At 66.2% G+C, this 24,077-nt stretch carries 24 protein-coding genes; 13 read left to right on the top strand and 11 right to left on the bottom strand.

The features are described from left to right. Positions 1–4: 4 nt before the first annotated feature. The gene (locus ATE71_RS14870; protein ID WP_058804151.1) at positions 5–736 is read left to right on the top strand and encodes a peptidase; all 732 of its coding nucleotides are present in this window, start codon (positions 5–7) and stop codon (positions 734–736) included. A 190-nt stretch (positions 737–926) separates the two neighbouring features. On the opposite strand, the gene acs is transcribed toward ATE71_RS14870, so the two are convergent. Beyond that, positions 927–2,891 carry an acetate--CoA ligase gene (gene acs, locus ATE71_RS14865; protein ID WP_058804150.1) on the bottom strand — a complete coding sequence of 655 codons (1,965 nt, stop codon included), beginning with the start codon at positions 2,889–2,891 and terminating at the stop codon, positions 927–929. Between the two features lie 194 nt (positions 2,892–3,085). Between acs and ATE71_RS14860 the strand changes: the two genes are divergently transcribed. Further along, positions 3,086–4,585 carry an aldehyde dehydrogenase family protein gene (locus tag ATE71_RS14860; RefSeq protein ID WP_201022962.1) on the top strand — a complete coding sequence of 500 codons (1,500 nt, stop codon included), beginning with the start codon at positions 3,086–3,088 and terminating at the stop codon, positions 4,583–4,585. Between the two features lie 101 nt (positions 4,586–4,686). Here ATE71_RS14860 and ATE71_RS14855 read toward each other — a convergent pair whose 3' ends face one another. Together ATE71_RS14855 and ATE71_RS14850 are read right to left on the bottom strand one after the other, a co-directional pair. Next, positions 4,687–5,829 (bottom strand): NADH:flavin oxidoreductase, encoded by a 1,143-nt coding sequence (locus ATE71_RS14855; RefSeq protein WP_058804148.1) that lies wholly within the window; start codon positions 5,827–5,829, stop codon positions 4,687–4,689. A 1-nt stretch (position 5,830) separates the two neighbouring features. Next, positions 5,831–6,229: a RidA family protein gene (locus ATE71_RS14850; RefSeq protein ID WP_058804186.1), complete on the bottom strand. Its 399-nt coding sequence runs from the start codon at positions 6,227–6,229 to the stop codon at positions 5,831–5,833. A 131-nt stretch (positions 6,230–6,360) separates the two neighbouring features. Here ATE71_RS14850 and ATE71_RS14845 point away from each other — a divergent pair, with 131 nt between their 5' ends. After that, on the top strand, positions 6,361–7,248 hold the full coding sequence (locus ATE71_RS14845; protein WP_058804147.1) for a LysR substrate-binding domain-containing protein: 888 nt from the start codon (positions 6,361–6,363) through the stop codon (positions 7,246–7,248). A gap of 10 nt (positions 7,249–7,258) precedes the next feature. Here the strand turns inward: ATE71_RS14845 and ATE71_RS14840 are convergent, their stop codons facing one another. The 3 genes from ATE71_RS14840 to fsa form a co-directional block, all read right to left on the bottom strand. Next, a complete protein-coding gene (locus ATE71_RS14840) occupies positions 7,259–8,758 on the bottom strand; it encodes an acetyl-CoA acetyltransferase (RefSeq protein ID WP_058804146.1) in 1,500 nt (499 codons plus the stop codon). 1 nt (position 8,759) lies between these two features. Beyond that, positions 8,760–9,554 (bottom strand): crotonase/enoyl-CoA hydratase family protein, encoded by a 795-nt coding sequence (locus tag ATE71_RS14835; protein ID WP_058804145.1) that lies wholly within the window; start codon positions 9,552–9,554, stop codon positions 8,760–8,762. Positions 9,555–9,750: 196 nt separating this feature from the next. Then, on the bottom strand, positions 9,751–10,401 hold the full coding sequence (fsa, locus tag ATE71_RS14830; protein WP_058804144.1) for a fructose-6-phosphate aldolase: 651 nt from the start codon (positions 10,399–10,401) through the stop codon (positions 9,751–9,753). Positions 10,402–10,637: 236 nt separating this feature from the next. Between fsa and radA the strand changes: the two genes are divergently transcribed. Genes radA through ATE71_RS14810 form a run of 4 tightly spaced genes read left to right on the top strand, consistent with a single transcriptional unit; the run spans position 10,638 to position 14,890 of the window. Then, positions 10,638–11,999, top strand: a complete 1,362-nt coding sequence (gene radA, locus ATE71_RS14825; RefSeq protein ID WP_058804143.1) for a DNA repair protein RadA — start codon at positions 10,638–10,640, stop codon at positions 11,997–11,999. Between the two features lie 10 nt (positions 12,000–12,009). Continuing rightward, positions 12,010–12,570, top strand: a complete 561-nt coding sequence (locus ATE71_RS14820; RefSeq protein WP_082665226.1) for a CvpA family protein — start codon at positions 12,010–12,012, stop codon at positions 12,568–12,570. Continuing rightward, positions 12,567–12,995: an iron-sulfur cluster assembly scaffold protein gene (locus ATE71_RS14815; RefSeq protein ID WP_058804142.1), complete on the top strand. Its 429-nt coding sequence runs from the start codon at positions 12,567–12,569 to the stop codon at positions 12,993–12,995. Before ATE71_RS14820 ends, ATE71_RS14815 begins: the two co-directional genes overlap by 4 nt. After that, positions 12,992–14,890, top strand: coding sequence for a cation:proton antiporter (locus tag ATE71_RS14810; RefSeq protein WP_058804141.1), 1,899 nt, complete (start codon positions 12,992–12,994; stop codon positions 14,888–14,890). Before ATE71_RS14815 ends, ATE71_RS14810 begins: the two co-directional genes overlap by 4 nt. A gap of 15 nt (positions 14,891–14,905) precedes the next feature. Here ATE71_RS14810 and aroB read toward each other — a convergent pair whose 3' ends face one another. After that, the gene (gene aroB, locus ATE71_RS14805; RefSeq protein ID WP_058804140.1) at positions 14,906–16,000 is read right to left on the bottom strand and encodes a 3-dehydroquinate synthase; all 1,095 of its coding nucleotides are present in this window, start codon (positions 15,998–16,000) and stop codon (positions 14,906–14,908) included. Continuing rightward, complete coding sequence (locus ATE71_RS14800) at positions 15,988–16,566, bottom strand: shikimate kinase (protein ID WP_058804139.1); 579 nt, start codon at positions 16,564–16,566, stop codon at positions 15,988–15,990. The genes aroB and ATE71_RS14800 overlap by 13 nt, the downstream gene beginning before the upstream one ends. A 43-nt stretch (positions 16,567–16,609) precedes the next feature. Here ATE71_RS14800 and ATE71_RS14795 point away from each other — a divergent pair, with 43 nt between their 5' ends. From ATE71_RS14795 to ATE71_RS14775, 5 genes are all read left to right on the top strand, one after another. Then, a complete protein-coding gene (locus tag ATE71_RS14795; protein WP_152998804.1) occupies positions 16,610–16,837 on the top strand; it encodes a hypothetical protein in 228 nt (75 codons plus the stop codon). After that, positions 16,834–18,654 carry a hypothetical protein gene (locus tag ATE71_RS14790; protein ID WP_058804137.1) on the top strand — a complete coding sequence of 607 codons (1,821 nt, stop codon included), beginning with the start codon at positions 16,834–16,836 and terminating at the stop codon, positions 18,652–18,654. The genes ATE71_RS14795 and ATE71_RS14790 overlap by 4 nt, the downstream gene beginning before the upstream one ends. Further along, the gene (locus ATE71_RS14785) at positions 18,647–19,558 is read left to right on the top strand and encodes a tyrosine recombinase (RefSeq protein WP_058804184.1); all 912 of its coding nucleotides are present in this window, start codon (positions 18,647–18,649) and stop codon (positions 19,556–19,558) included. Before ATE71_RS14790 ends, ATE71_RS14785 begins: the two co-directional genes overlap by 8 nt. 9 nt (positions 19,559–19,567) lie before the next feature. Further along, on the top strand, positions 19,568–20,515 hold the full coding sequence (locus tag ATE71_RS14780; RefSeq protein ID WP_058804136.1) for an acetyl-CoA carboxylase carboxyltransferase subunit alpha: 948 nt from the start codon (positions 19,568–19,570) through the stop codon (positions 20,513–20,515). A gap of 134 nt (positions 20,516–20,649) precedes the next feature. Then, positions 20,650–22,149 (top strand): M48 family metalloprotease, encoded by a 1,500-nt coding sequence (locus ATE71_RS14775; RefSeq protein WP_152998803.1) that lies wholly within the window; start codon positions 20,650–20,652, stop codon positions 22,147–22,149. 84 nt (positions 22,150–22,233) lie between these two features. Here the strand turns inward: ATE71_RS14775 and ATE71_RS14770 are convergent, their stop codons facing one another. Together ATE71_RS14770 and ATE71_RS21790 are read right to left on the bottom strand one after the other, a co-directional pair. Further along, positions 22,234–22,401: a Flp family type IVb pilin gene (locus tag ATE71_RS14770; RefSeq protein ID WP_058804135.1), complete on the bottom strand. Its 168-nt coding sequence runs from the start codon at positions 22,399–22,401 to the stop codon at positions 22,234–22,236. A gap of 147 nt (positions 22,402–22,548) precedes the next feature. Beyond that, positions 22,549–22,719: a Flp family type IVb pilin gene (locus tag ATE71_RS21790; protein ID WP_082665225.1), complete on the bottom strand. Its 171-nt coding sequence runs from the start codon at positions 22,717–22,719 to the stop codon at positions 22,549–22,551. Between the two features lie 66 nt (positions 22,720–22,785). Between ATE71_RS21790 and ATE71_RS14765 the strand changes: the two genes are divergently transcribed. After that, positions 22,786–23,214, top strand: a complete 429-nt coding sequence (locus ATE71_RS14765) for a (deoxy)nucleoside triphosphate pyrophosphohydrolase (protein ID WP_058804134.1) — start codon at positions 22,786–22,788, stop codon at positions 23,212–23,214. On the opposite strand, the gene ATE71_RS14760 is transcribed toward ATE71_RS14765, so the two are convergent. Next, the gene (locus ATE71_RS14760) at positions 23,211–24,002 is read right to left on the bottom strand and encodes a class I SAM-dependent methyltransferase (protein ID WP_235588035.1); all 792 of its coding nucleotides are present in this window, start codon (positions 24,000–24,002) and stop codon (positions 23,211–23,213) included. The genes ATE71_RS14765 and ATE71_RS14760 overlap by 4 nt on opposite strands. Between the last annotated feature and the right edge of the window lie 75 nt (positions 24,003–24,077).

The following is a 24,077-nucleotide window of genomic DNA, read 5'->3' as shown; positions in this document are numbered from 1 at the left end:
TCAGATGACTTATTGCGTTGGCATGCGTTTGAACAAGGGACTGGTGTTCATGTCGGACACCCGGACCAACGCTGGCGTCGATGACATCTCGCAGGTTCGCAAGATGCGCAGCTGGCATCTGCCGGGCGAGCGCGTGATCACTTTGATGTCGGCGGGCAACCTTGCGACGACGCAGGCGGTGGTCAGCCTGCTCGACGAGCGCACCAAGGCGCCCGAGGAGCGTCATCCGTCGATCCTTGCCGCGCCGTCGATGTTCGCGGTCGCCAATATCGTCGGCGAGACGCTGCGCAGCATCGTGATGCGGCACAATGCCGAAGGCCCGGCGGCCGAATCGCTGTTCCGCGCGTCGCTGATCGTCGGCGGGCAGATCAAGGGCGCCGAGCCGCGGCTGTTTCTGGTCTATCCCGAAGGGAATTTCATCGAAGCGGGCGAGGACAACCCCTTTTTCCAGATCGGCGAGACGAAATATGGCCGCCCGATCATCGTCCGATCCTATGACCCTGCCATGTCGTTCGAGGATGCGGTGAAATTGCTTTGCGTGTCGTTCGATTCGACGATCCGCGCCAATGCCGGGGTCGATCTGCCGATCGACCTCAAGGTCCACGAACGCGACGATTTCACCACCGTCCGCGAGCGGCGGTTCGAACGCAACGATCCCTATTTCGAAAGCGTCGCCAACGGCTGGGCCGAGGCGCTGGGCATCGCACTGGCGGAACTTCCCGACTTTCATTTCTGACGACTTCGGCCGGATGGAAAAAAGGAAGGCCCGGAAGGTAAGAAACCTTCCGGGCCTTGTTGCTCCGGCCGTCAGGGAGGGTGGAGGAGCGGCCGGAACCAGGGTCGTCCCCTCTGTGGCGGCCGCCGACCCTCCGCTCAATCATCCGAAAGCGTGGGGCCCCTATCCCAGACGCGCCGCGCGCCCGGCCTCAGCGGTTCTTTCGCCCTTCGATCAATCCGTCGACCAGGCTCGGATCGGCGAGCGTCGAGGTGTCGCCGAGCGATCCGAAATCATTTTCGGCGATCTTGCGCAAAATCCGCCGCATGATCTTGCCCGAGCGCGTCTTGGGCAGGCCGGGGGTCAGATGGATATGGTCGGGGGTCGCGATCGGGCCGATTTCGGTACGGACCTGCTGTTTCAAGGCCGCGGCCACCTCGTCGGTCGGCTCAACCCCGGCGTTCAGCGTGACATAGGCATAGATGCCCTGGCCCTTGATATCGTGCGGGAAGCCGACGACCGCCGCTTCGGCGACGAGGTCGTGGAGGACGAGCGCGCTTTCGACCTCGGCGGTGCCCATGCGGTGACCCGACACGTTGATGACATCGTCGACGCGCCCGGTGATCCGCCAATAGCCGTCTGCGTCGCGGCGGCAGCCGTCGCCGGTGAAATATTTGCCCCTGTAGGTCGAGAAATAGGTTTCGGCGAAACGCCCGTGATCGCCATAGATCGTCCGTGCCTGCCCGGGCCAGCTGTGCGTGATGCAGAGGTTGCCCTCCGCCGCGCCGCCGGTCTGCTCGCAGACGAGCGTCTTGCCCTCGGCATCGACGAGTTCGGGGCGGATGCCGAAGAAGGGTTTGCCCGCGCTCCCCGGCTGCATCGGATGCGCGCCGGGCAGCGTGGTGATCATGATGCCGCCGGTCTCGGTCTGCCACCAGGTGTCGATGACGGGGACGCGGCCCTTGCCGACGACCTGGTGATACCAGCGCCATGCTTCGGGATTGATCGGTTCGCCGACGCTGCCGAGCAGTCGAATCGACGACAGATCGTGGCGCGTCACATAGTCGTCGCCTTCGCGCATCAGCGCGCGTATCGCGGTTGGCGCAGTGTAGAGGATGTTGACCCGATGCTTGTCGACAACCTGCCAGAAACGGTCATGATCGGGGTAATTGGGCACACCCTCGAACATCAGGGTCGTCGCGCCATTCTGAAGCGGGCCATAGACGACGTAGCTGTGTCCCGTGACCCAGCCAATGTCGGCGGTGCACCAGAATATTTCGCCCGGCCGATAGTCGAAACCGTACCAGAAGGTCGTCGCGGTCCACACGCTGTAGCCGCCGACCGTATGCAGCACGCCCTTGGGCTTGCCGGTCGAACCCGAGGTATAGAGGATGAACAGCGGGTCCTCGGCATTCATCGGCTCGCACGGGCATTCGTCGCCGACATCGGCCGACAGCGCATCATACCAATGATCGCGCCCTTCCTTCATCGCAACGTCGCCGCCGGTGTGCGCGATGACGAGCACCGCCTTGACGTTGATACGTTCAAGGGCTTTGTCGACATTGGCCTTCAAGGGAACGACCTTGCCGCCGCGCAGCCCTTCGTCGGCGCAGATTACCCAGTCGCTCGCGCAATCCTCGATGCGGCCGTGGATCGCCTCGGGCGAGAAGCCGCCAAAAACGACGCTGTGCACCGCGCCAATGCGCGCGCAGGCAAGCATCGCGACCGCGCCTTCGGGGATCATCGGCATATAGATGGTGACGCGGTCGCCCTTCTGGACGCCCATTTTCTTGAGCGTGTTGGCGAAGCGGATGACGTCGGCGAGGAGTGCATTGTAGCTGATGTGCCGCGTCTCGCCGTCGGGGGCGTCGGGCTCGAAGATGATGGCGGTGCGCTCGCCATGGCCCGCGGCGACATGGCGGTCGACCGCGTTGTGGCAGAGGTTGAGGACGCCGTCCTCATACCATTTGATCGCGACCGGGTCGTACGACCAGTTGGCGATCTTCGTCGGGGGCGTAATCCAGTCGAGTCGCAGCGCCTGCTCGGCCCAGAATCCGTCGGGATCCTCGACGCTCTGCGCGTAGAGGCGGTCGTAGTCGGCGGCCGTGCAATGGGTGTTGGCGGCAGCGTCGGCGGGCACAGGGACCAAAGGTTCGGAGGGGGGTAGGTCGGACACGTCTGCTTCTCCCGCTTTTTTCACGCCTGTCGCGATTGCCGCGAATCTTCTTCGGCTCCTCCTTATCCGTTCGCATCGAGCGAAGTCGAGATGCCCGTCGGCCGCATACGACTTCGGGGTGTCTCGACTTCGCTCGACACGAACGGGGAGGGGCGACTATGCGCGGGCGGTATAGCGGCGCGAAAGGAGTATCCATGGTCGATATCGGTGATGAGGTCGGACGGCTTCTGGAAAAGCTGGGCGTCGAGCGCCGCGTCTGGACCGAAGGCGCGATGTCGTCATTCACGCCGATCACCGGCGAACGGATGGCGCGGCTCATCACCGCCGACGCCCGCACGATCGACGAGACGCTCGATAGCGCAACCGCAGCGTTCCGCGTGTGGCGCAAGGTGCCGGCGCCGCGCCGCGGCGAGCTGGTGCGGTTGTTCGGCGAGGAATTGCGTGCCGCCAAGGATGATCTGGCGAAGCTGGTGACGATCGAGGCGGGCAAGATCCGGTCCGAGGGCGCGGGCGAAGTGCAGGAGATGATCGACATCTGCGACTTCGCCGTCGGCCTCTCCCGGCAATTATACGGTCTCACCATCGCGACCGAGCGGCCGGGGCACCGGATGATGGAAGTCTGGCATCCGCTCGGTGTGGTGGGTGTGATCTCGGCGTTCAACTTTCCGGTCGCGGTATGGGCGTGGAACGCTGCCCTCGCGCTCGTCTGCGGCAACAGCGTAGTCTGGAAGCCATCGGAAAAGACGCCGCTCACCGCGTTGGCGACGCAGGCGATCTTCCAGCGAGCGCTGACGCGCTTCGGCGATGCGCCCGAAGGATTGGCGCAATTGTTGATCGGCGGACGCGAGGCAGGCGAGGCGCTGGTCGATGACAGCCGTGTTGCCTTGGTGTCGGCCACCGGTTCGACGCGCATGGGCCGCGCGGTGGCGCCGCGGCTGGCGCAGCGCTTTGCGCGCGCGATCCTCGAGCTTGGCGGCAATAATGGCGTAATCGTCGCGCCCTCGGCCGATCTCGACTTGGCGCTGCGCGGTGTTGCGTTCGGCGCGATGGGGACCGCAGGGCAGCGCTGCACAACGACGCGGCGGTTGTTCCTGCATGACAGCATTTACGACGGCTTCGTCGCCAAGCTGAAGGCGGCCTATGCCAGCGTCGGGGTGGGCAATCCGCTGGAGGGCGAGGTGCTCGTCGGCCCGCTAATCGACCGCGCGGCGTTCGAGATGATGCAGGAGGCACTAGCGGCGGCCAAAACCGCCGGTGGCGTCGTGCATGGCGGCGAGCGCGTCGGCATGGGCGCGAGCTTCTACGTGAAGCCCGCGCTTGTCGAGATGCCGGGTCAGGTCGGCCCTGTACTCGAAGAGACCTTCGCGCCGATCCTCTATGTCATGCGCTATTATGACCTCGATGCCGTGATCGAGCTGCACAACGATGTCGCGGCGGGCCTGTCGTCGGCGATCTTCACCACCGACATGCGCGAGGCCGAGCGCTTCCTCGTCGCGAGCGACTGCGGCATCGCGAACGTCAACCTCGGCACCAGCGGCGCCGAGATCGGCGGAGCGTTCGGCGGCGAAAAGGAGACGGGCGGCGGGCGCGAAAGCGGTTCGGACAGCTGGCGCCAATATATGCGGCGCGCGACGAATACGGTGAATTATTCGGATGCGCTGCCGCTGGCGCAGGGGGTTTCGTTCGAGATCTGAGCGGATCGCAAGGTCGCGCCCATTTCCCATCGCGCGAAACCTTCCCCGTCCGGATCGCTCCTGCGGGGAAGGCTCGGGAACCGCGCGAAGCAAGGCGCGCGCTATGCGCCGATGGCCTGCTTCGCGGCGTGGACGCGGTCGGCGTTGGCAAGGTCCGCCAATGGCGCGAGGATCGTCTGGTCGAACGCTTCGGTCGCCGCGCCCGCCTGCACGCGCCGCGGCCAGTCGGCGTGCGTCAGCGCGCCGCGACCGAGCGTGACGACGTCGGCGTTGTGCCGCGCCAGCATGTCGGCTGCGCGGTCCGGATCGTGGAGTGACCCGTTCGCCAGCACCGGCAGGCCGCTATGACGCTTCGCAAGGCTGGCGAGGCTTGCACCCTCGTCGAACGCGGGCTGCCACGCCTCGAACTCGGTCGTGTGCAGATAGTCGATCGGAAGCTGGCCCAGCAAAGCATAAATCCGTGCCGCCTCCTCTTCGCCGCGCCATTTGTGGTGGAAATCATTCACCTTGCCCTGCGAACTGCGCACGCCGACGACGAAGTCGGGGCCGGCCGCGGTGCGGACCGCCTCTGCCACCTCGATCGTGATTTGCAGGCGCGCGGCCGCATCGCCGCCATAGGCGTCGGTGCGAAGATTGACGCCTTCACTCAGAAACTGGTCGAGCAGATAGCCGTTCGCGGCATGAATCTCGACACCGTCGAAGCCGGCCTCGCGCGCCCGGTACGCCGACGCGGCAAAACCCGCGATCGCTTCGTCAATCTCGCTCTTGGTCATGGCGGTCGGCACCGGATATTCACCCGATCCGCGATAAAAAACCATTTGCCGGCCGGCCGGGCGCACCGCCGACGGACCGCGCGTATCGCCGCGGAACCGGTTGCCCTGCGACAGCGCGCCGGCGTGCATCAGCTGGGCGATGAACCGCGCGCCGCCCGCGTGAACGCGCTCGACCAGCGGTTTCCATGCATCGCGCTGCGCCGCGTCCGACAGGCCCGGCTGGAAAAGATAGCCTTGGGAAAAGGCCTGATCGGTATACAGTCCTTCGGTGATGATCAGGCCAAAGCCGCCGTCGGCAAAGCGTCCATAATAGTCGTGCATCCGGGGCGTTGCGTATCCCGTTTCGGTCGCGCTCACGCGCGTCATCGGCGCGACGGCGAGGCGGTTGGGGAGGTCCATCGCGCCGACTTTGAACGGGGCGAAGAGGGGATCGGTGGCGGTGTCCGGCGCCGCGATTGCGGTTGCGGTCATGTTACGCGTCCCCGGCGGTGCGGACGGCCGCGATCGCTTCGATCTCGATCATCACGTCGGCGTTATACAGCGCTTTGACTTCGGCGATCGTGTCGGCGGGATAGGGCGCGGTGAAAAACTGGCGGCGCAGTTCGACCACATCCTTGAAATTGCCCATGTCGGTGACGAAAATCGTCACCTTGATGACGTCCTCCAGGCTCGATCCGCCTGCTTCCAGCGCGCGGCGCAGATTGGCAAAGGCCTGTTCGCCCTGCGCACGGAAACCGCCCGCGACGATTTGACCGTCCTCGCCGGCGCCCGCCTGGCCGGAGACAAAGAGCAGATTGCCGAACTTGATCCCCTGCGACAGCAGGAAGGGGGCATAATTGTCCGGGGTGGTGACGACGCGTTCCAGTTTCATCTTCAATTCCTTCGGGCCGGGGTTTGGGGAAAGAAAATTCATTGGTGTCCGGCCGACGTCTGGAATATCCTCTTGTTTATCAGCGTAGACAAACGTCGAATTGTCATTCGATACATAAGATTGATTCATCTATGAACCGACGTCTTCCGCCCCTGTCCGCCCTTCGCGCCTTCGAAGCGGCGGCGCGCTATGGCAGTTTCAAGGAGGCCGCGGCCGAACTTGCCGTTACGCCCACCGCGGTCAGCCACCAGATCCGCTCGCTGGAGGCGCATGTCGACCTTGCGCTGTTCGAACGCCGGACGCGGCAGGTGGTGCTGACCGACGCGGGCGCCCGGCTCTATCCCGTGCTCCGCGACGGCTTCGACGCCTTTGCCGAGGCGATAGAGCGGCTGACACGCCGCCGGGGACGCCGGCATGTGACGATTTCCGCCACGACCGCCTTTACGGCGCGCTGGCTCGTGCCGCGCGTCAATGCGTTCCGCGCGCTGCACCCCGACATCGACCTGCAGCTTCAGGCGTCCGACCAGCTCGTCGATCTGGAGCGCGCGGGGGTGGACATCGCGATCCGCTACGGCGCCGGTCCCTATCCCGATTTTTCGGTCACGCCCTTGTTCGCCGATCGCTTTGCACCCGTACTCAATCCGATGCTGCGAATCGCGGCCGTCGCCGACGGGCCGCGCATCGATTTCGAATGGCGGCGACGGCACCCCGACAATCCGACCTGGTCACGCTGGTTCGCCGAAGCCGGTTTGCCCGAACCGGCCGAACCCGCGCAGCTTCGCTTTTCCGACGAAAGCCATGCGATCCAGGCCGCGGTGGCCGGGCAGGGGATCGCGCTGGTCAGCCTGGCGCTCGTAGAGGCGGAGCTTGCTGCGGGCCAGCTGGTCCAGCCATTCGGCCCGACCATTTCAGCCTTTCGCCATCACTTGCTGGTCAGGAAGGGTGACGTCAGCGCCGAGATCAGCGCGGCCAGGGACTGGCTGCTTGCCGAAGCTTCACCCGCAAGTGCGGGAGCGTGACAGCAAGCGATCAGGCGCGCCACCCGAACCCGTCGTCGATTGCGACGACCTGCCCGGCGGTGCCGACCGGCTCTGCCGCGCCGTCGGTCAGGAAGGCGAGCATCGCCGCGTCGCTTACGTCGACATGCGCCAGTGTGCGCTGCGCTTGAGGTGTCCGCGCCACCACCACGCCGGCCTTGGGTGCGCCGTCGCGGCCGTAGAAGATCGTGTAACTTTCGATCGTCGCCGGTCCGGCATAATCCTCGACCAGCTCGGGAACTGCCCCGCGCTTCGCTTCGGCTTCGGCCTGATAGTCGAACTCCTGCGGGAAGCAGGCGGCGGGGATCGGCTCGCTGCCCAGCACGATGCAATGATTGTCGGTCGCAAAACCGCCATTGGCAAAGAGGAAGCCGTAGCGGCCTTCGTTGCGCAACCTGTCGACCATCGAGACGATCGCATGGCTCATATAATTGGCGATCGGGCCGCCACCGAAGGTGAGGCCGCCGAATACGGTGGCGGGCCGGTCCCACGGCCAGCCGAGAATGCGGCGCGCCATCTTCGGCACGCAGGGGAAGCAACTGTAGAGCTCGACGCAGTCGAAGTCGTCCGCCGTCATGCCGTTGAGGTCCAGCGTGCGCGTGATCGAGGTTTCCATGCTGACGCTATGATCGAAGCGGTCGCGGTGCAGGATGCTCGCGGGTTCCTTCGCCGCGGCGCCCATGCCGACATAGATCAGCCGATCCTCGGCGATGCCGCGCCGCCTTGCTTCGGCGAGGCTGGCGACGATGAAACCCGCGCCCTGGTTGACCGACGAGTTGGCGACCATCAGCTTCGAATAGGGAAAGGCGATCGGGCGGTTGCGCTCGTCGATGCGCAAGATGTCCTCGGGCGTCGCGGGATTGCGGATCCATGCCCCCTCGTTTTCTGCCGCGACTTCGGAAAAGCGTGACCAGATTTCCGCACTTTCGAACTGCGCTTCCGCGAGGCTCTGGCCCCACGCCGCGCGGGTGGCGTTCTCGTACAGCGGGTAGACATCGACCGGGGCAGCCAGCCCGTGTTTCTGGGCATAATTGGGTTCGCGCCGGGTCGCGACCTTGCGGATCGCATTATAGCTTTTGTCCTCGCCGGTGGCGGCTTTTGCGGCGCGGCCGGCGGCGGTACGCAATGCCTCGGCGCCGACGATCGCGGCGAGTTTGACCTCGCCCGCGCCGATCCGGTTGGCGGCTTCGTTGAGCAGGCGCACGGGCGTGTCGCCGTGCGGCGCGGCCGATTGATAGTTGATTGCCGGGCTCGCGCCGATCGCGGCGGCGAGCGGTTCGCAGAGCTTGCCGAGGCTGTGAAAGCTGATCTGGTCGACGATCGCGAGGCTGTCGATCTCGGCAAGTGCGACGCCCGCGTCGTCGGCGGCGAGGTTCAGCGCCGCGACCATCAGCCCGAGCGAGTCGAGCCCCTCGTCGGGATCGGCGGGGCGGTCGCTCACCTGCCCGACGCCGACGATGACGGGAATGCGCTCGGGATCGGTCATCGACATTCTAGCGCGCCTTCCACTCGGGCTTGCGCTTCTCGGCAAAGGCGCGCGGGCCTTCGCGTGCGTCCTCGCTGCGCATCAACGCGCTGCGTTCGAGAGTGTTATGCTCCCAATAAGCGGCGTCCGCGGCTATGCGGCCGTCCTGGATGCCCAGCGCGACGCGCTTCGACGCCTGTACCGACAGCGGCGCATTTCCCGCGATCTTCTCGGCGAGCGCGAGCGCGGTAGGCATCAGGTCGGCGAGCGGCACGACGTGGTTGACCAGGCCGAATTCGGCGGCGCGCGCGGCGGGGATCGGATCGCCGGTCAGCATATATTCCATCGCCAGTTTGCGCGGCAGCTGCTGCGCGAGGCGGAAGGCGCCGCCCGCCGCGGCGAACAGCCCGACCTTGACCTCGGGCAGGCCGAATTGCGCGTGATCGGCGGCGACGATGATGTCGCTCATCAGCGCGATCTCGCACCCGCCGCCGAACGCGAATCCATTCACCGCGGCGATGATCGGCTTCGAGATCGGGTGCGACACCATGCCCGCAAACCCCCACGCCTGTTGCGCCGGATCGTCGGGATAGAGGCTTTCGCCGCGCGACAGCGCGACGAGGTCGGCGCCCGCGCAAAAGCTCTTGTCGCCCGCGCCGGTGATAACGACGGCGCGGATTTCGGGGTCGTTTTCGGCCTCATCCAACGCGCCGCCGATGCCGACATGGACCGCGGCGTTGACCGCATTGCGCGCCTCGGGCCGGTTGATCGTGACGATCAGGATGTGGCCTTGGCGTGTCGTGAGGATGGTGGTGTCGGTCATCGCGAATCTCTCCCTTTCGGGCGAGTATCGCGGTCAGTTGACGTTTACGTCAACTGTAATCCACCCTGTGGCGAAGCCATGGGGAGGGGGACCATCCGAAGGATGGCGGAGGGGCGGCGACGTCGCGTCATGGCCCCTCCGTCGGCGGCTGCGCTGCTGCCACCTCCCCATCGCTGCGCGACAGGGAGGATTTTCGTCAGATTGACTGGCCGGTCTTCGCCCAATCGGCGAGGAAGCCTTCGATGCCCTTTTCGGTCAGGATATGCTTGAACAGCCCCTTGATGACCGACGGCGGCGCGGTCATCACGTCGGCGCCGATCTTGGCGGCTTCGAGCACGTGGATGCCGTGGCGCACGCTTGCGACCAGGATTTCGGTTTCATAGGCATAGTTATCGTAGATCAGCCGGATATCGGCGATCAGTTGCATGCCGTCGAAACCATTGTCGTCGTGGCGACCCACAAAGGGCGAGACGAAGGTCGCGCCGGCCTTGGCGGCAAGCAGCGCTTGCGCCGCCGAGAAGCAGAGGGTGACATTGACCATCGTACCGTCGCCGGTCAGCGCCTTGCAGGTCTTGAGCCCGTCGATCGTCAGCGGCACCTTGATGCAGACATTGTCGGCGATCTTGCGGAGGATTTCGGCCTCCTTCATCATCGTTTCATGGTCGAGCGCGACGACCTCTGCCGAGACGGGGCCATCGACGATTGCGCAGATTTCCTTGGTCACTTCTTTGAAGTCGCGGCCCGACTTGGCGATCAGCGACGGGTTGGTGGTGACGCCGTCGAGCAGGCCGGTCGCGGCGAGTTCCTGGATGTCGGCGATTTCGGCGGTGTCGGCGAAGAATTTCATGGCTCGGGGCTTTCCTGCGGGAAGGTGATTCGGGTTGGCCATCGCCCTAGAACAACGATGAGGAAAACTGAACCATTCTCACCCCCTCTTTCGTCACCCTCGAACGAGACACGTGGTGCGTTCGACTTGATCCGGGGTCCATAACGGCCGGGCGGTTACGGATGCCGGATCACGTCCGGCAAGACGAATGAGGAAAGCGCTGGAGTTCCTTCTTTGTTCCCATTAAGCGGGGCATCATGGCCAAAGCGAAACGTCAATATGTCTGCCAGAATTGCGGGTCGGTCTCGTACCGCTGGCAGGGCCAGTGCGCCGACTGCAACGAGTGGAATACCTTGGTCGAGGAGGCGAGCGAGACCGCCTTTTCGGCAAAGCACGACCTCAGCAAGGGTGGGCGCACGCTCGCGCTCGAAACGCTCGACGCCGACAGCAAGATGCCCGAGCGGATGCTGTGCGGGATCGCCGAATTCGACCGCGCGCTCGGCGGCGGCTTCGTCGCGGGATCGGCGACGCTGATCGGCGGCGATCCGGGGATCGGCAAGTCGACCCTGTTATTACAAGCCGCTGGGCGGCTCGCGAAAGCGGGCAAGTCGGTCGTCTATATCAGCGGCGAGGAAGCGGCGGCGCAGGTACGCCTGCGCGCGCAGCGGCTGGGGCTCGGTAATGCGCCGGTCGCGCTCGCGAGCGCGACGTCGGTGCGCGATATATTGGCGACGCTCGACAGTCGCGACGCCGATTTCGTTGTGATCGATTCGATCCAGACGATGCACAGCGACCTGATCGACAGCGCGCCCGGCACGGTGAGCCAGGTCCGCGCCAGCGCGCAGGAATTGATCCGCTATGCCAAGGACGGCGGCGCGGCGATCGTGCTCGTCGGCCACGTCACCAAGGACGGGACGATCGCGGGCCCGCGCGTGCTCGAGCATATGGTCGATACCGTGCTGGCGTTCGAGGGCGAGCGCAGCCACCAATATCGCATCCTGCGCGCTGTGAAGAATCGCTTTGGCGGCACCGACGAGATCGGCGTGTTCGCAATGGGCGAGGAGGGGCTGGGCGAGGTCGCCAACCCGTCGAGCCTGTTCCTGACCGATCGCAGCCGCGACGTGCCGGGATCGGTGGTGTTCCCGGCGTTGGAGGGCACGAGGCCGGTGCTGGTCGAGGTGCAGGCGCTGACCGTGCGGCTGGCGAGCGGGGCAACTCCGCGGCGCGCCGTCGTCGGCTGGGACAGCGGGCGGCTCGCGATGGTGCTTGCGGTCCTCGAGGCGCGCTGCGGGCTACATATGGGCGCCGCCGAAGTCTATCTTAACATCGCGGGCGGCTATCGCCTGACCGATCCCGCCGCCGATCTTGCGGTGGCCGCGGCGCTGATCTCGGCTTTCAGCGAGCGGCCGGTGCCTGCCGATGCGATCGTTTTCGGCGAACTGTCGCTGTCGGGTGAGGTGCGGCAGGTTTCGCACGACGCCCTCCGTCTGCGCGAAGCCGCGAAGCTCGGTTTCTCGCGCGGCTGGGGCCCCACGGGGATGAAGGGCGTCGGCGGAATTTCGGTTACGGGTTTCGCGCGCCTCGGCGAACTCGTTGACCTGATGCTCGGGCGCGACTAGCGCTCGCCCCATGGGAAGTCTGACGGCTCTGGATATCATCGTGCTGACGCTCGTCGGCGGCAGCGCGGTGCTTGGCTTCACGCGAGGGCTGGTGCAGGAGGTGACGAGCCTTCTCGCCTGGGTTCTCGCGATCGCCGCGGTGCGCTTTTTCCACCCGCTCGCGACCGACCTGCTGGGCGGCTGGATGGGGCCGGGCGGCGGTGCGGCGATGCTGGCGTTCGTGATCCTGTTCGGCGGGGTCTTCGCCTTCGCCAAATGGGGGTCGCGGGCGATGGGGCAACGCAGCCGTGCCTCGCTGGTCGGCGGATTCGATCGCGGTCTCGGCGCCGGGTTCGGCGCGCTGAAAGGACTGCTCATCGCCACCATCGGCTTCATGGTCGTGACCCTGCTGTACGATATCGGTTACGGTAACGCGCAGCGCCCCGCCTGGGTGACGGATAGCCGGACCTATCCCGCGCTCGCTGCGACGAGCGGCGCGCTGAGCAAGGTGATTGCCGAACGCCGGGCCGAAGCGCGCGAAGCCGATGCGGAGGGCGACACGCCGGACGCGTCCGACGCGCCGGAATCATGAGCGCGCCGCTGTATAGCCGCGATATATTGTCGCTGGCGGTCGCAACGTCCGACCATCTCCCCAATCCCGAGGCGCGACACCATGCGACCGCGCGCGCGCCGCTGTGCGGAAGCCGGATCATCGTCGATATCGATGCCGACGATGCGGGCCGCGTGACCGGCGTCGGAATGCATGTCGAAGCGTGCGCGCTGGGCCAGGCGGCCGCGACCTTGCTCGCCCGCCACGCGCCCGGGCGCAGCCTTGCCGACATCCGCGCCGCGCGCGCTGCGATCGCGGCCTGGTTCGGCGGTACGGGCGACGTCCCGCTTTGGCCGGGGTTCGACCTGCTCGCCGCAGCGCGCGATTATCCTGCGCGCCATGGCGCGATCCTGCTGCCCTTCGATGCCGCGATCGCGGCGCTTGAAGCGCGGGAAGCGGTAGCATGAATTTGCCGATCTTCACCGCGGCGGCATCCGAAGCGGCCGAGAAGGTCGCTGAAACCGCGACCGACACCGCGCTTGTCGAAGGCGCGATCCTGCTGGGCGTCGCGACGCTGTTCGTACTGATATTCCGCCGGCTCGGCCTTGGCGCCGTGCTCGGTTATCTGATCGCCGGGGCGCTCGTCGGGCCGCACGGTTTCGGGCTGGTCGGCGGCGGCGAATCGAAGCTGGCCTTTGCCGAACTGGGCATCGCCTTCCTACTATTCCTCGTCGGGCTCGAGCTGTCGCCGCGCCGCCTGTGGGACATGCGCCGCGCGATCTTCGGGCTCGGTCTGGCGCAGGTCGTCATCACGGGGCTGATCTTGACCGCGCTGATCCACCTGACGCTCGGATTCAGCCCCGCAGCTTCCCTCGCGCTGGGCCTGCCGCTTGCGCTATCGTCGACCGCACAGGTGCTGCCCGGCCTCAAAAGTTCGGGCCGGATCAATTCGCCCTTTGGCGAAAAGGCCTTTTCGATCCTGCTGTTCCAGGATCTGGCGATCGTGCCGATGATTACGATCGTCGCGGTCCTGTCGCGCGCGCCCGCCAACCCTTCGGCGCCCCCCGGATGGCAGATGGCATTTTTCACGGTCTGGGCGATCATCGTGCTCGTCCTTGCCGGCCGCTTCGTCGTCAATCCGCTGCTGCGCATCGTGGGCCGCTATGGCGAACGCGAATTGTTCGTCGTCGTCGGGCTGCTGACCATCCTCGCCAGCGCAGCGCTGATGCACAGCCTGCACCTGTCGACCGCGCTCGGGGCGTTCATCGCGGGCGTGATGCTGGCCGATTCGCCCTATCGCCACGAAATCGAATCGGACGTCGAACCGTTCCGCCTCATCCTGCTCGGCCTTTTCTTCCTCGCCGTCGGTATGGTGCTCGACGTCGGCGCGGTGATGGAACGCCCCTTGCTGGTCGTCGCGCTTGCGCTGGGACTGGTCGCGGTGAAGGTCGTCGTGCTGACGCTGATCGTCAAGGCGTTCGGCAAGAGCTGGCAGGCTGCGCTGGGTCTCGGTTTGCTTCTGAGCCAGGGCGGTGAATTCGGCTTCCTGCTCTTTGCGCAAGCCGCCGACGCGCTGCTGATCGAGCCCGAGGCGGCAAGCCTGTTCAGCGCGGTGGTGACGCTGTCGATGGTCACGACGCCGTTTCTGATGCTGTTTGCGCGCAATTTGGAATTTGCCCCCGGGTCGGACGAACCCGATCTCGACGACCCCGAAGGCGCGCCGCGCGGGTCGGCGATCGTCGTCGGCTATGGCCGTTTCGGGCAGATCGTATCGCAGATGCTGCACGGCGTCGCCTGTTCGGTAACGCTGATCGACAAGAAGCCGAGCCAGATCGAGCTGTCGAGCCGTTTCGATACCAAGGTCTATTTCGGCGACGGGTTGCGCGTCGACCTGCTCCGCCGGGCGGGCGCGGAGGAGGCGCGACTGATCATCTTTTGCATCGACGATGCATCGGTCGATGCGGCCGTGCTGAAGCCCATCGTCGAGGCATTTCCCAATGCGAAGATATTGATGCGGGTGTTTGATCGCCGTCAGATGCTCGCGGTCGACGGATCGGGTGTCGATGGCGTCATTCGTGAGGTGTTCGAAAGTTCGGTCGCGCTGGGCCTGACGGCGCTCCGCCATCTCGATGTCGATCCGGCGGAGATGGACGACGTCGAGGCGACGCTGCGCCATCTCGACGAAACGCGGCTGCGGGCGCAGCTCGATGAGGGCGACCTTTCGGCGGGAATGGACCATCGATTCAAACCGGGCGGCGGTCGCGAGGCCGACAGCATACTCGAGAAATACCGGCGCAAGCGTCTGGCAGCGAAAGCCGCGCGCGAAGAGAATGAGACGATGGGACTGGAAAGCGGAAGCTGAGGCAGGCCTGACGCTTCAGCCATCCAGAAACGCCGCGACCGCGTCCAGGCCATAATCCTCGGTCACAAAGCTCTGCCCGATGCCGCGGGTCAGGATCAGCGGCAGCTTCCCGCCGCGCACCTTCTTGTCGTGCGCCATATGCGCGGCAAGCGCCTTCCCATCGCTGTTGACGCCCGCGCTGGCGAGGCTGTGCGGCAGGTCGACGCTGGCGAGGTGCGCGCGGACGCGTTCGGCGTCCCCGGCCGGGCAGATCCCGTTCGCCGCGGAGAAACGATGCGCGAGTACCATGCCCGCCGCGACCGCCTCGCCGTGGAGCAGGCGGTCCGAATAGCCGGTTTCGGCCTCAAGCGCGTGGCCGAAGCTGTGGCCGAGATTGAGCAGCGCGCGGATATCCTGCGTCTCGCGTTCGTCGGCGGCGACGATGCGCGCCTTTGCGGCAACGCTATGGGCAATTGCCTTGCGACGAGCCGCGCTGTCGCCCGCGAGCAAGGCCGCGCCATTGGCCTCGCACCAGGCAAAAAAGTCCGCATCGTCGATCAGGCCATATTTTACCACTTCGGCATAGCCCGCGCCGAGTTCGCGGCGGGGCAGGGTTTCGAGCGTCGCCGGATCGATGACGACGAGCGCGGGCTGGTGAAAGGCGCCGATCAGATTCTTGCCCGCGGGCACGTTGATCGCGGTCTTGCCGCCGACGCTGCTGTCGACCTGGGCGAGCAACGTTGTCGGCACTTGGATGAAATGGCAGCCGCGTTTGACGATCGAGCAGGCGAAGCCGACGAGGTCGCCGATGACGCCGCCGCCGAGCGCGATGACATGATCGCTGCGTTCGACACCTTCGCCGATCAGCCATTCGGTGAGCCGGGCGAGACCGGCCCAGCTTTTCGTGCTTTCGCCGGGTTCGAGTACGAAGGAGGAAAAGGAAATGCCTTCGTTGCCGAGCGCGGTTCCGACGCGCCGCAAATAATGGTCGGCAACATGGGAGTCGGTCACGATCATCGTGCGCGGACGTTTGAGAAGCGGCGCGACATGGCGGCCGATCTCTTCGAGCAGCCCGTCGCCGATCAGGATGGGATAGCTGCGGCTGCCGAGCTCTACGGTCAGCTTTTCCATTGCGGATCCTCCCATTTCGACAAGGCTTCCATGATCGCGCGCACGGTATGGTCGTGCGGCGTGCTTGCCGAACTGACACGCAGGTGCGCCTCGGCATAGATGGGGTTGCGGACCGCCGCCAGCTCGCGAAGCACCTCGCCGGGGTCGCGATTCTTGAGGAGCGGGCGATGGCTGCGGCGGCCGACGCGCTCGACGAGCGTCGGGATGTCGGCGTCGAGCCAGATGCAAAGACTGTCCGCGAGGATCAGCTTGCGCGTCTCGTCGTTGATGAAGGCGCCGCCGCCGGTGGCGAGGACCATCGGCTTGCCGGCGAGCAGCCGCGCGATCACGCGGCGTTCGCCGTCGCGGAAGTGCGCCTCGCCGAAACGCGCGAATATATCGGAAATGGTCATGTCGGCGGCGCGCTCGATTTCGTCGTCCGCGTCGGCGAAGCGCATGCCGAGCCGTTGCGCAAGGCGGCGGCCGATCGTCGATTTTCCCGATCCCATCAGCCCGACGAGTACGACCGACCGGTCGCGGATCGACGCGGGAATGGCAGTTGCCGGGCTTTTCGGGTTTCGCGACATGGTGCGCGCGGCTATACCGACCGGCGCGCGCGGGACAATGGTTTTGCTGCACCTGCGCCATGAGACGAACGACAGGCATTGGATATTGCGCGCCAAGGGCAGATCGGGAAAGGGGCGGTGGATCGCACGACTGGTCGTGCTGATTTTGGTGCTGGCGATATTGTTCCTGTTCCTGCTGTTCCTGGGCCGGCCGATCGAGCCGCGAATGATTGAGGTGGATGTGACCGACAAGATTGCCGAAAGCCTGCCATCCACACGAGACGCGCGATGAAGAAGACGACATTATCGCTGGTGCTGGGCCTCTCGGCTACGGCGATGGCCGCGGCGCTGGTCCTCCCCGCGCTTGCCCAGGAATCGTTGTTGCCCGAAGGCTTCGGCAATCCCGCCGACACGCCCGCCCCGCGCCCGACCCCCGCGCCGACCGCGACGCCGGCGCCGGGTCCGGCGCCGAAAAGTGGCGCGACGCCGCCGCCCGTCGCCCCGACGCTGAGCGGTACGACGGCCAGCGGCGCCGCCGAAGAGGGCGCGGACGCCGAGGATGCGGAGGACGGCGAGGCGGTCGAATCGGGCGGGCTCAAATATGACCTGCCGCCCGGCGCGCGCCGCCTGCTGACCCGTATCGGGCCGTTGACCCCCGAAACGGGCGGGCTGGCGCCCGACGCCTTTGGCGTGCGCGGCCAATATGCCGCGGCGATCATGCGCCGCACCAACGGCCAGCTGGCCTCGCGCTGGGCGCAGATCCTCCTCCGCCGGGCGCTTGCGTCGGCGATCGACACGCCGGATACGATCAACGGCGCCGACCTAGCCGCCGAACGTGCGTCGCTGCTGCTGCGGATGGGTGAATCGATCACGGCGCGCCGGATCGTCCAGTCGGTCGATTACGACCGCGCGAGCCCGCGCCTGATCGCGGCCGTCCAGCAAACCTATCTGGCCAATGCCGATCCCGCGGGCATGTGCCCCTATGTCCCGGCGGGCCTTGCGCATGGCGACGAACAGGCGTGGCGACTGTCGGCCGCCATCTGTTCCGGGCTGTCGGGCGAGGCGGGACCCGCGGGCTGGGCGATCGGCCGCGTGCGGTCGAGCGGCAAGATTTCCAATTTCGACATCCTGCTTGCCGAGCGCGTGCTCGGCGCAACGGGTGGCGGGCGCCGCTCGACCACGATCGAGTGGGACAATATCGACCGGCTGACCAGCTGGCGCTTCGGCATGGCGACCGCGACGGCGATCCCGGTCCCCGAGGCGCTGCGTACTGCGGCGCCCTATTATATGAAGGGCTGGACGGTGCTGGCGCCGATGACCGACATGGCGAACCGTGTTGCGGCGGCGCCCGAGGCGGCGGCGCGCGGCGTTCTGTCGAGCGAGGCCTATGTGTCGCTGCTGAGCGCGGCCGCGAGCGAAGAAGAGCCGGCCGAGGCGCTTGCCAGCCAGACCGACGCGCTTCGCGGTTCGTTCAACCTTGCCAACGGCGTCGATCGCTACGCCGCGATGGAAGGCCTGTGGAGCGCCGGATCGACCCCGACGCAGCGCTATGCCGCGATGGTCGCGACGGCTCGCGCCGCGGCGGCCTTGCCCCCCGGAACCGACGTTGGCGGCGATCCCTGGCAACTGCTCGGGTCGATGCTCGCCGGCGGTTACGACGCGAATGCGATCGCATGGGTGCCGACGGTTTCGGTCGGCAGCCGAGCATGGGGCGTCCTTGCCGTCGGTTCGCCGCGACCGCTGAATGGCATGAGCGCGGGCGCGGTCGGGCAATTCGCGGGCGACGACGACAGCGCCGACATGCTGCGGTCGAAATTCCTGCTTGCGGGCCTCGCCGGTCTCGGGCGGATCGACGCGGGTGCGGCGGCATCGGCGGCGAGCGATCTCGACCTCGACCTTGGCAAGCAGACGCGCTGGACGCGGGCGATCATGGCCGCGGCAGAGCGGCGCGAGCCAGGGATGGTCGCGCTGCTCGCGGCGGCGGGGATGCAGGGCGAATGGTCCAAAGTGCCACCCTATCACCTCTATCATATCGTCCGGGCGCTGCGCGAAGTCGGGTTGCCCGCCGAAGCGCGGATGATTGCCGCCGAAGCGCTGGTGCGTGTCTGACGGCGCGTTGATCGGCCGCTTTCTGGAGATGATGGCGGCCGAGCGCGGTGCCTCGCGCAATACGCTGGCGGCCTATCGCCGCGATCTCGACCAGGCGGACGAATGGGTCCGGGGCTCGCTGGCCGACGCGAGCGCCGCCGATCTTCGCAAGCTGATGGCCGATTACCAGTCGCTGGCGGCGAGCAGCGCGGCGCGCAAATTGTCCGCGCTGCGCCAGTTTTTCGCTTTCTTGCTCGACGAGGGGGAGCGGGCGGACAATCCTGCGCTAGATATCGCGCGCCCGGCAACGCGGCGCCCGCTGCCGCGCATTCTGACACACGCCGATGTCGAGCGGCTGTTCGAACAGGCGGGCGCGGAGGCGGCGGGCGACGTGCCGCCGGCGAACGCGGTCCGGATGCTGTTGCTGCTCGAGCTGCTATACGGATCGGGCCTGCGCGCGAGCGAACTCGTTGCGCTGCCGCGCCGCGCGGTGGCGGGCGAACGCGAATATCTGATCGTCCGCGGCAAGGGCGACAAGGAGCGGCTGGTGCCCCTGTCCGATCGCGCGCGGGCGGCGTTCGACCGCTGGCTGCCGCTGCTGGCCGACGGTTCGCCCTGGCTGTTCCCGTCGGGCAAGGCGCATATCTCGCGCGTGCGGCTGTTCCAGATGCTACGCGACCTCGCGGCGCGCGCGGGCATCGACCCGGCCACGATCAGCCCGCACGTCCTGCGCCACGCCTTTGCCACGCATCTGCTCGAGGGCGGGGCTGACCTGCGCGCGCTGCAACTGATGCTCGGCCATGCCGATATCGCGACCACCGAAATCTACACGCATGTCGATAGCCGCCGGCTCGTCGAGCTGGTCAACCGGCGTCATCCGCTCGCGCGGTTCGATGGCGTTGACCTCAAGCCGCCTTCGTCCTAGCGACTTCGCATGACAGCCTTTCTGGACTTCGAAAAACAGGTCGCGGCGCTCGATCGCCAGATTGCCGAACTGCGCGAGATGGGGGACGACCCCACGCTCAATATCGACAACGACATCGCACGATTGGAGGACAAGTCCTCGAAATTGTTGCGCGAAATCTATTCCAAACTGACGCCTTGGCAAAAGACGCAGGTCGCGCGGCACCCCGATCGCCCGCATTTCAAACACTATGTCGCGGGCCTGTTCGATGACTGGATGCCGCTCGCAGGCGACCGCAATTTCGCGGACGACCAGGCGATTTTGGGCGGGCTCGCACGTTTTCGCGGCCGCCGCGTCATGGTGATCGGCCATGAAAAGGGCGACGATATCCCGTCGCGGATGAAGCATAATTTCGGGATGGCGAAGCCCGAGGGCTATCGCAAGGCGATCCGCCTGATGCAGCTCGCCGACCGCTTCGGCCTGCCGGTCGTCACGCTGGTCGACACGTCGGGCGCCTTTCCGGGCATCCAGGCCGAAGAGCGCGGGCAGGCCGAAGCGATCGCCCGCTCGACCGAACAATGCCTCGCGCTCGGCGTGCCGATGGTTGCCGCAGTTGTCGGCGAGGGCGGATCGGGCGGAGCGATCGCGCTTGCCGCCGCAAACCGTGTGTTGATGTTCGAACATGCCGTCTATTCGGTGATTTCGCCTGAAGGTTGCGCGTCGATCCTGTGGCGCACGTCGGACAAGGCGGCCGACGCCGCCGCGGCGATGAAGATGTCGGCGCAGGACCTGCTGGGGCTGAAGGTCATCGACCGTATCGTTCCCGAACCCGTCGGCGGCGCCCACCGTGCGCCCGACGTCGCCATCGCCGCGCTCGGCGATGCGATCGAACAGGAACTGGGCGCGCTGTCGGGCCTGCCGCGCGACACGTTGCTCGCCGCACGTGAGGAAAAATTCCTTGCGATGGGGCGCGCTTAGCCGCGTTCCGGCGGAACCCGATCACGGGTCATGGCGTTATTTTTGCGGAATCGGCAGGCTGCGGTCCATCGGCGGCTTGTCTTGTCGCGCAAGGGGAATAGTCCCGCGCGAACGATCGAGTGGGAGGCATTTCGATGAGCTGGACGACCGGAAAGACGCTGGCGGCGGCGCTGGCGATGGGGGGTGTCGCGATCACCGGCGCGGCCGATGCGCAGCTGAAGGCGATCAAGACGCAGACGAATATCTCGGCCGCCGAACGCAAGCAGGGCGACGAGGCGCATCCGCAGCTGCTTGAGGAGTTCGGCGGTGCCTATAGCGGTCCGCAGGCCTCCTATGTGAACCGCATCGGACAGAATATCGCGGTGCAGTCCGGTCTTTCGCGCAGCCCGAGCGATTTCACGGTGACCTTGCTCAATTCGCCGGTGAACAACGCCTTCGCGATCCCCGGCGGCTATGTCTATGTCACGCGCCAGCTGATGGCATTGATGAACGACGAGGCCGAACTGGCAGGGGTGCTCGGCCACGAAGTCGGCCATGTCGCGGCGCAGCACAGCAAGAAGCGCCAGTCGGCGGCAACGCGCCACACCATCCTCGGCGTGCTGGGCGCGGTGCTCGGCGGCGCGATCGGCGACAATGGCGGGCTCCTCGGCGGGCTTGGCGGGCTGCTCCAGAATAATTCCATGAAGGTCGCACAACTGGCGACGCTGGGCTTTTCGCGCAGCCAGGAATTGCAGGCCGACCAGCTCGGCGTCCAATATTTGCGTAGCGCGGGTTATGATCCGCTCGCACTGTCGACGATGCTCGCCAGCCTTGCCGCGCAGACCAGCCTCGATGCGCGACTGGCGGGCGGCGATGCGCGCTCGCTGCCCGAATGGGCGAGTACTCACCCCGATCCCGCGTCGCGCGTGCGCAACGCGCAGACGCTGGCGCGCCGCGTCGGCGGCAGCGGCGGCAACCGCAATGCCGATGCCTTTTTCGCGTCGGTCGATGGCGTGCTTTATGGCGACGATCCGGCGCAGGGCGTCGTCGAGGGACGCGACTTTCTTCACCCCGACCTTCGGCTGCGTTTCACCGTGCCGAGCGGATATGGCATGCAGAATGGCTCCACCGCCGTGTCGATCAGCGGCAATGGCGGGCAGGCGCAATTCACGACCGGCGCCTATAGCGGCGACATGAACGCCTATATCGCCGCCGCGTTCAAGGCGGTTGCGGGCAACACCGCGATCAGTCCCGGCGCAATCCAGCGGACGACGGTGAACGGCATTCCCGCCTCCTATTCGACCGCGCGCGTGAACAGCCAGTCGGGGCAGGTCGATGTGACGGTCTTTGCCTATGAATTTTCGCGCAGCAGCGCCTTTCATTTCGTCACGCTGACCAAGGCGGGCGGCGGCGGCGCGTTCAATTCGATGTTCGGCAGCGTCCGGCGCCTGAGCACCGCCGAAGCGGCGGCGATCAAGCCGCGGCGGATCGACGTGGTAACGGTGGGTCGCGGCGACACGGTGGCAAGCCTTGCACGCCGCATGGCGTACAGCGATTATCAGGCCGAACGCTTCCAGGTCCTCAACCGGATGACCGCGTCGACCCGGCTGACCCCGGGGCAACGGGTCAAGATCGTCGTTTACGCCAGCCGATAGGCGCGCGGACAAAAAAAGGGCGATGGCAAAGCCACCGCCCTTTCTTTTCGGTTGGCCCGGCGAAGCGGGCCGAACGTCAGAAGCTTAGGTCTTCTTCAGGCCGCTATCGACCTTGTTGAAGGTGTTTTCGACGCTGTCGCCAACGGCGCCCATCGCGGTGATGCCGGCGACGGCGATGAGAGCGGCGATCAGGCCGTATTCGATGGCGGTCGCGGCCTTGGTGTCGCGAGCGAATTTCTTGATGAACTTCATGACTGGTCTCCTGATTTCACTTACCCTGTTGACGGTCTGGTCTGGGTCAACATCTGCGGTTCTAGGGCGAATAGGTTTTGAAAATCTTAATGTGCGGAGGATGTCGCGAAGCGCCGATTGTCCAAAAAAGGGACGCTCGCCGCCGCGCTACATATTCTTCTGGGCCGCGTCCGAAACATCGTTCCACATGCCGCCGGTCGAACTCGCCACATTGCCGACAGCGGTCACAGCCGCCAGAAAGACGAGGGCCAGTATCAGCCCATATTCGACGGCTGTGGCGGCCCTGGTCGACCGCATCAGCCTGTAAATGTTGCGCATTGTTCCACCCCTGACTGAATTTATAGTTCCCGAGGGTTCCCATATTCGCATAGGAAGGTTAACAATTTGTCCGTGTCCAGCCCCGGAAAACCGCCAAAAAATAGCCTTGTCGTCGTCGCCGCCGCGCTCGTCGACCGCGATGGACGATTACTTGTGCAACAGCGTCCCGCGGGCCTGTCGATGGCGGGGCTGTGGGAGTTTCCGGGCGGCAAGGTCGAGGCGGACGAGACGCCCGAAGCGGCGCTGATCCGCGAACTGGCCGAGGAACTGGCGATCGACGTCGACCAGGCCTGCCTTGCGCCCGCCTGCTTCGCGAGCGACATGCTCGGCGACCGGCACCTGCTGCTGCTGCTCTATGTTTGCCGCAAATGGCGTGGAACCCCAGTCGCACAACATGCAAGCGCGCTGCGCTGGGTGCGCCCGGTGGAACTGCACGGGCTTGCCATGCCGCCCGCCGACAAGCCGCTGATTGGCCTCCTCGAGGCGCTGGTCTAGCTCTTCGGCTTTAATGCATCGGCGAGCGATGCCGACCCGCTGCCGCGGCGAGCCGGTTGCGGCTGGTCGGGATGCGGCGCCCAGCCGCTGAAATGCACGAGGCGAAAGATCTCGGCGGTGCGCCCGTCGGGATCGGCCTGCGCGCCGAAGGCGACCGCGATGCGCGCGACTTCTTCGCGGGTCAGCGGCGGGGGCGCGGGATCGAGCCGGCTCGATAGCCCCGTCGCGCGGAGGTCGCGGACCAGCGCGAACCAGTCGCCATATCGCACCGTCAACGCCTCGACATCGACGACGGGCAGCGCAAAGCCGACGCGCTGGAGCAGATTGCCCATCGCCGCAAGGTCGATTTGGGGATGCAGGCGGGCGACCGGCCGCACCCCGTCGGACATGACCGCGCGGCGCAGTTTCGAAAGGCTTCCGTCCCCGACGAACGTCCCGAGGAGCAACCCGTCGGGTGCCAGCAATGCGCGGAGGCGCACGAGCGCGCCCGGCACGTCGTTGATGCCGTCGAGTCCGCCGGGCCAGACGATCAGGTCGAAGCTGGCGAAGGGCAGGTCGAGGGCGTCGGCCTCGACCGCCATCGCGCCCTGGGTTGCGGCAAGGCGCGGACCCGCCTCGATCATCGTCAAGGTGGTGCCGGTGCCGCGCAGATGGTCGGCGAGCGCCGCGTCATGCGCTCCGATCAACAGGGTGCGGGGAAATTCGCGCGTCACCATCGTCAGGCGGTCGAGCAGGGTTTCGGCGACGATCGGCGCAAGGAAGTTCGCCGACGGGGACAAGCGCGCCATACGGTCGCGCTGGGCGCGATGGCGTGCGGAAGAAAAAAGCGGGCGGGGAGGCTGCGACATGCGCCGCTTGTGCCG

It is taken from the genome of Sphingopyxis sp. H115 (assembly GCF_001468465.1).
GTDB lineage: Bacteria > Pseudomonadota > Alphaproteobacteria > Sphingomonadales > Sphingomonadaceae > Sphingopyxis.
Note: the sequence above shows the minus strand (reverse complement) of the source record. Positions and strands in the feature narration are given on the sequence as shown.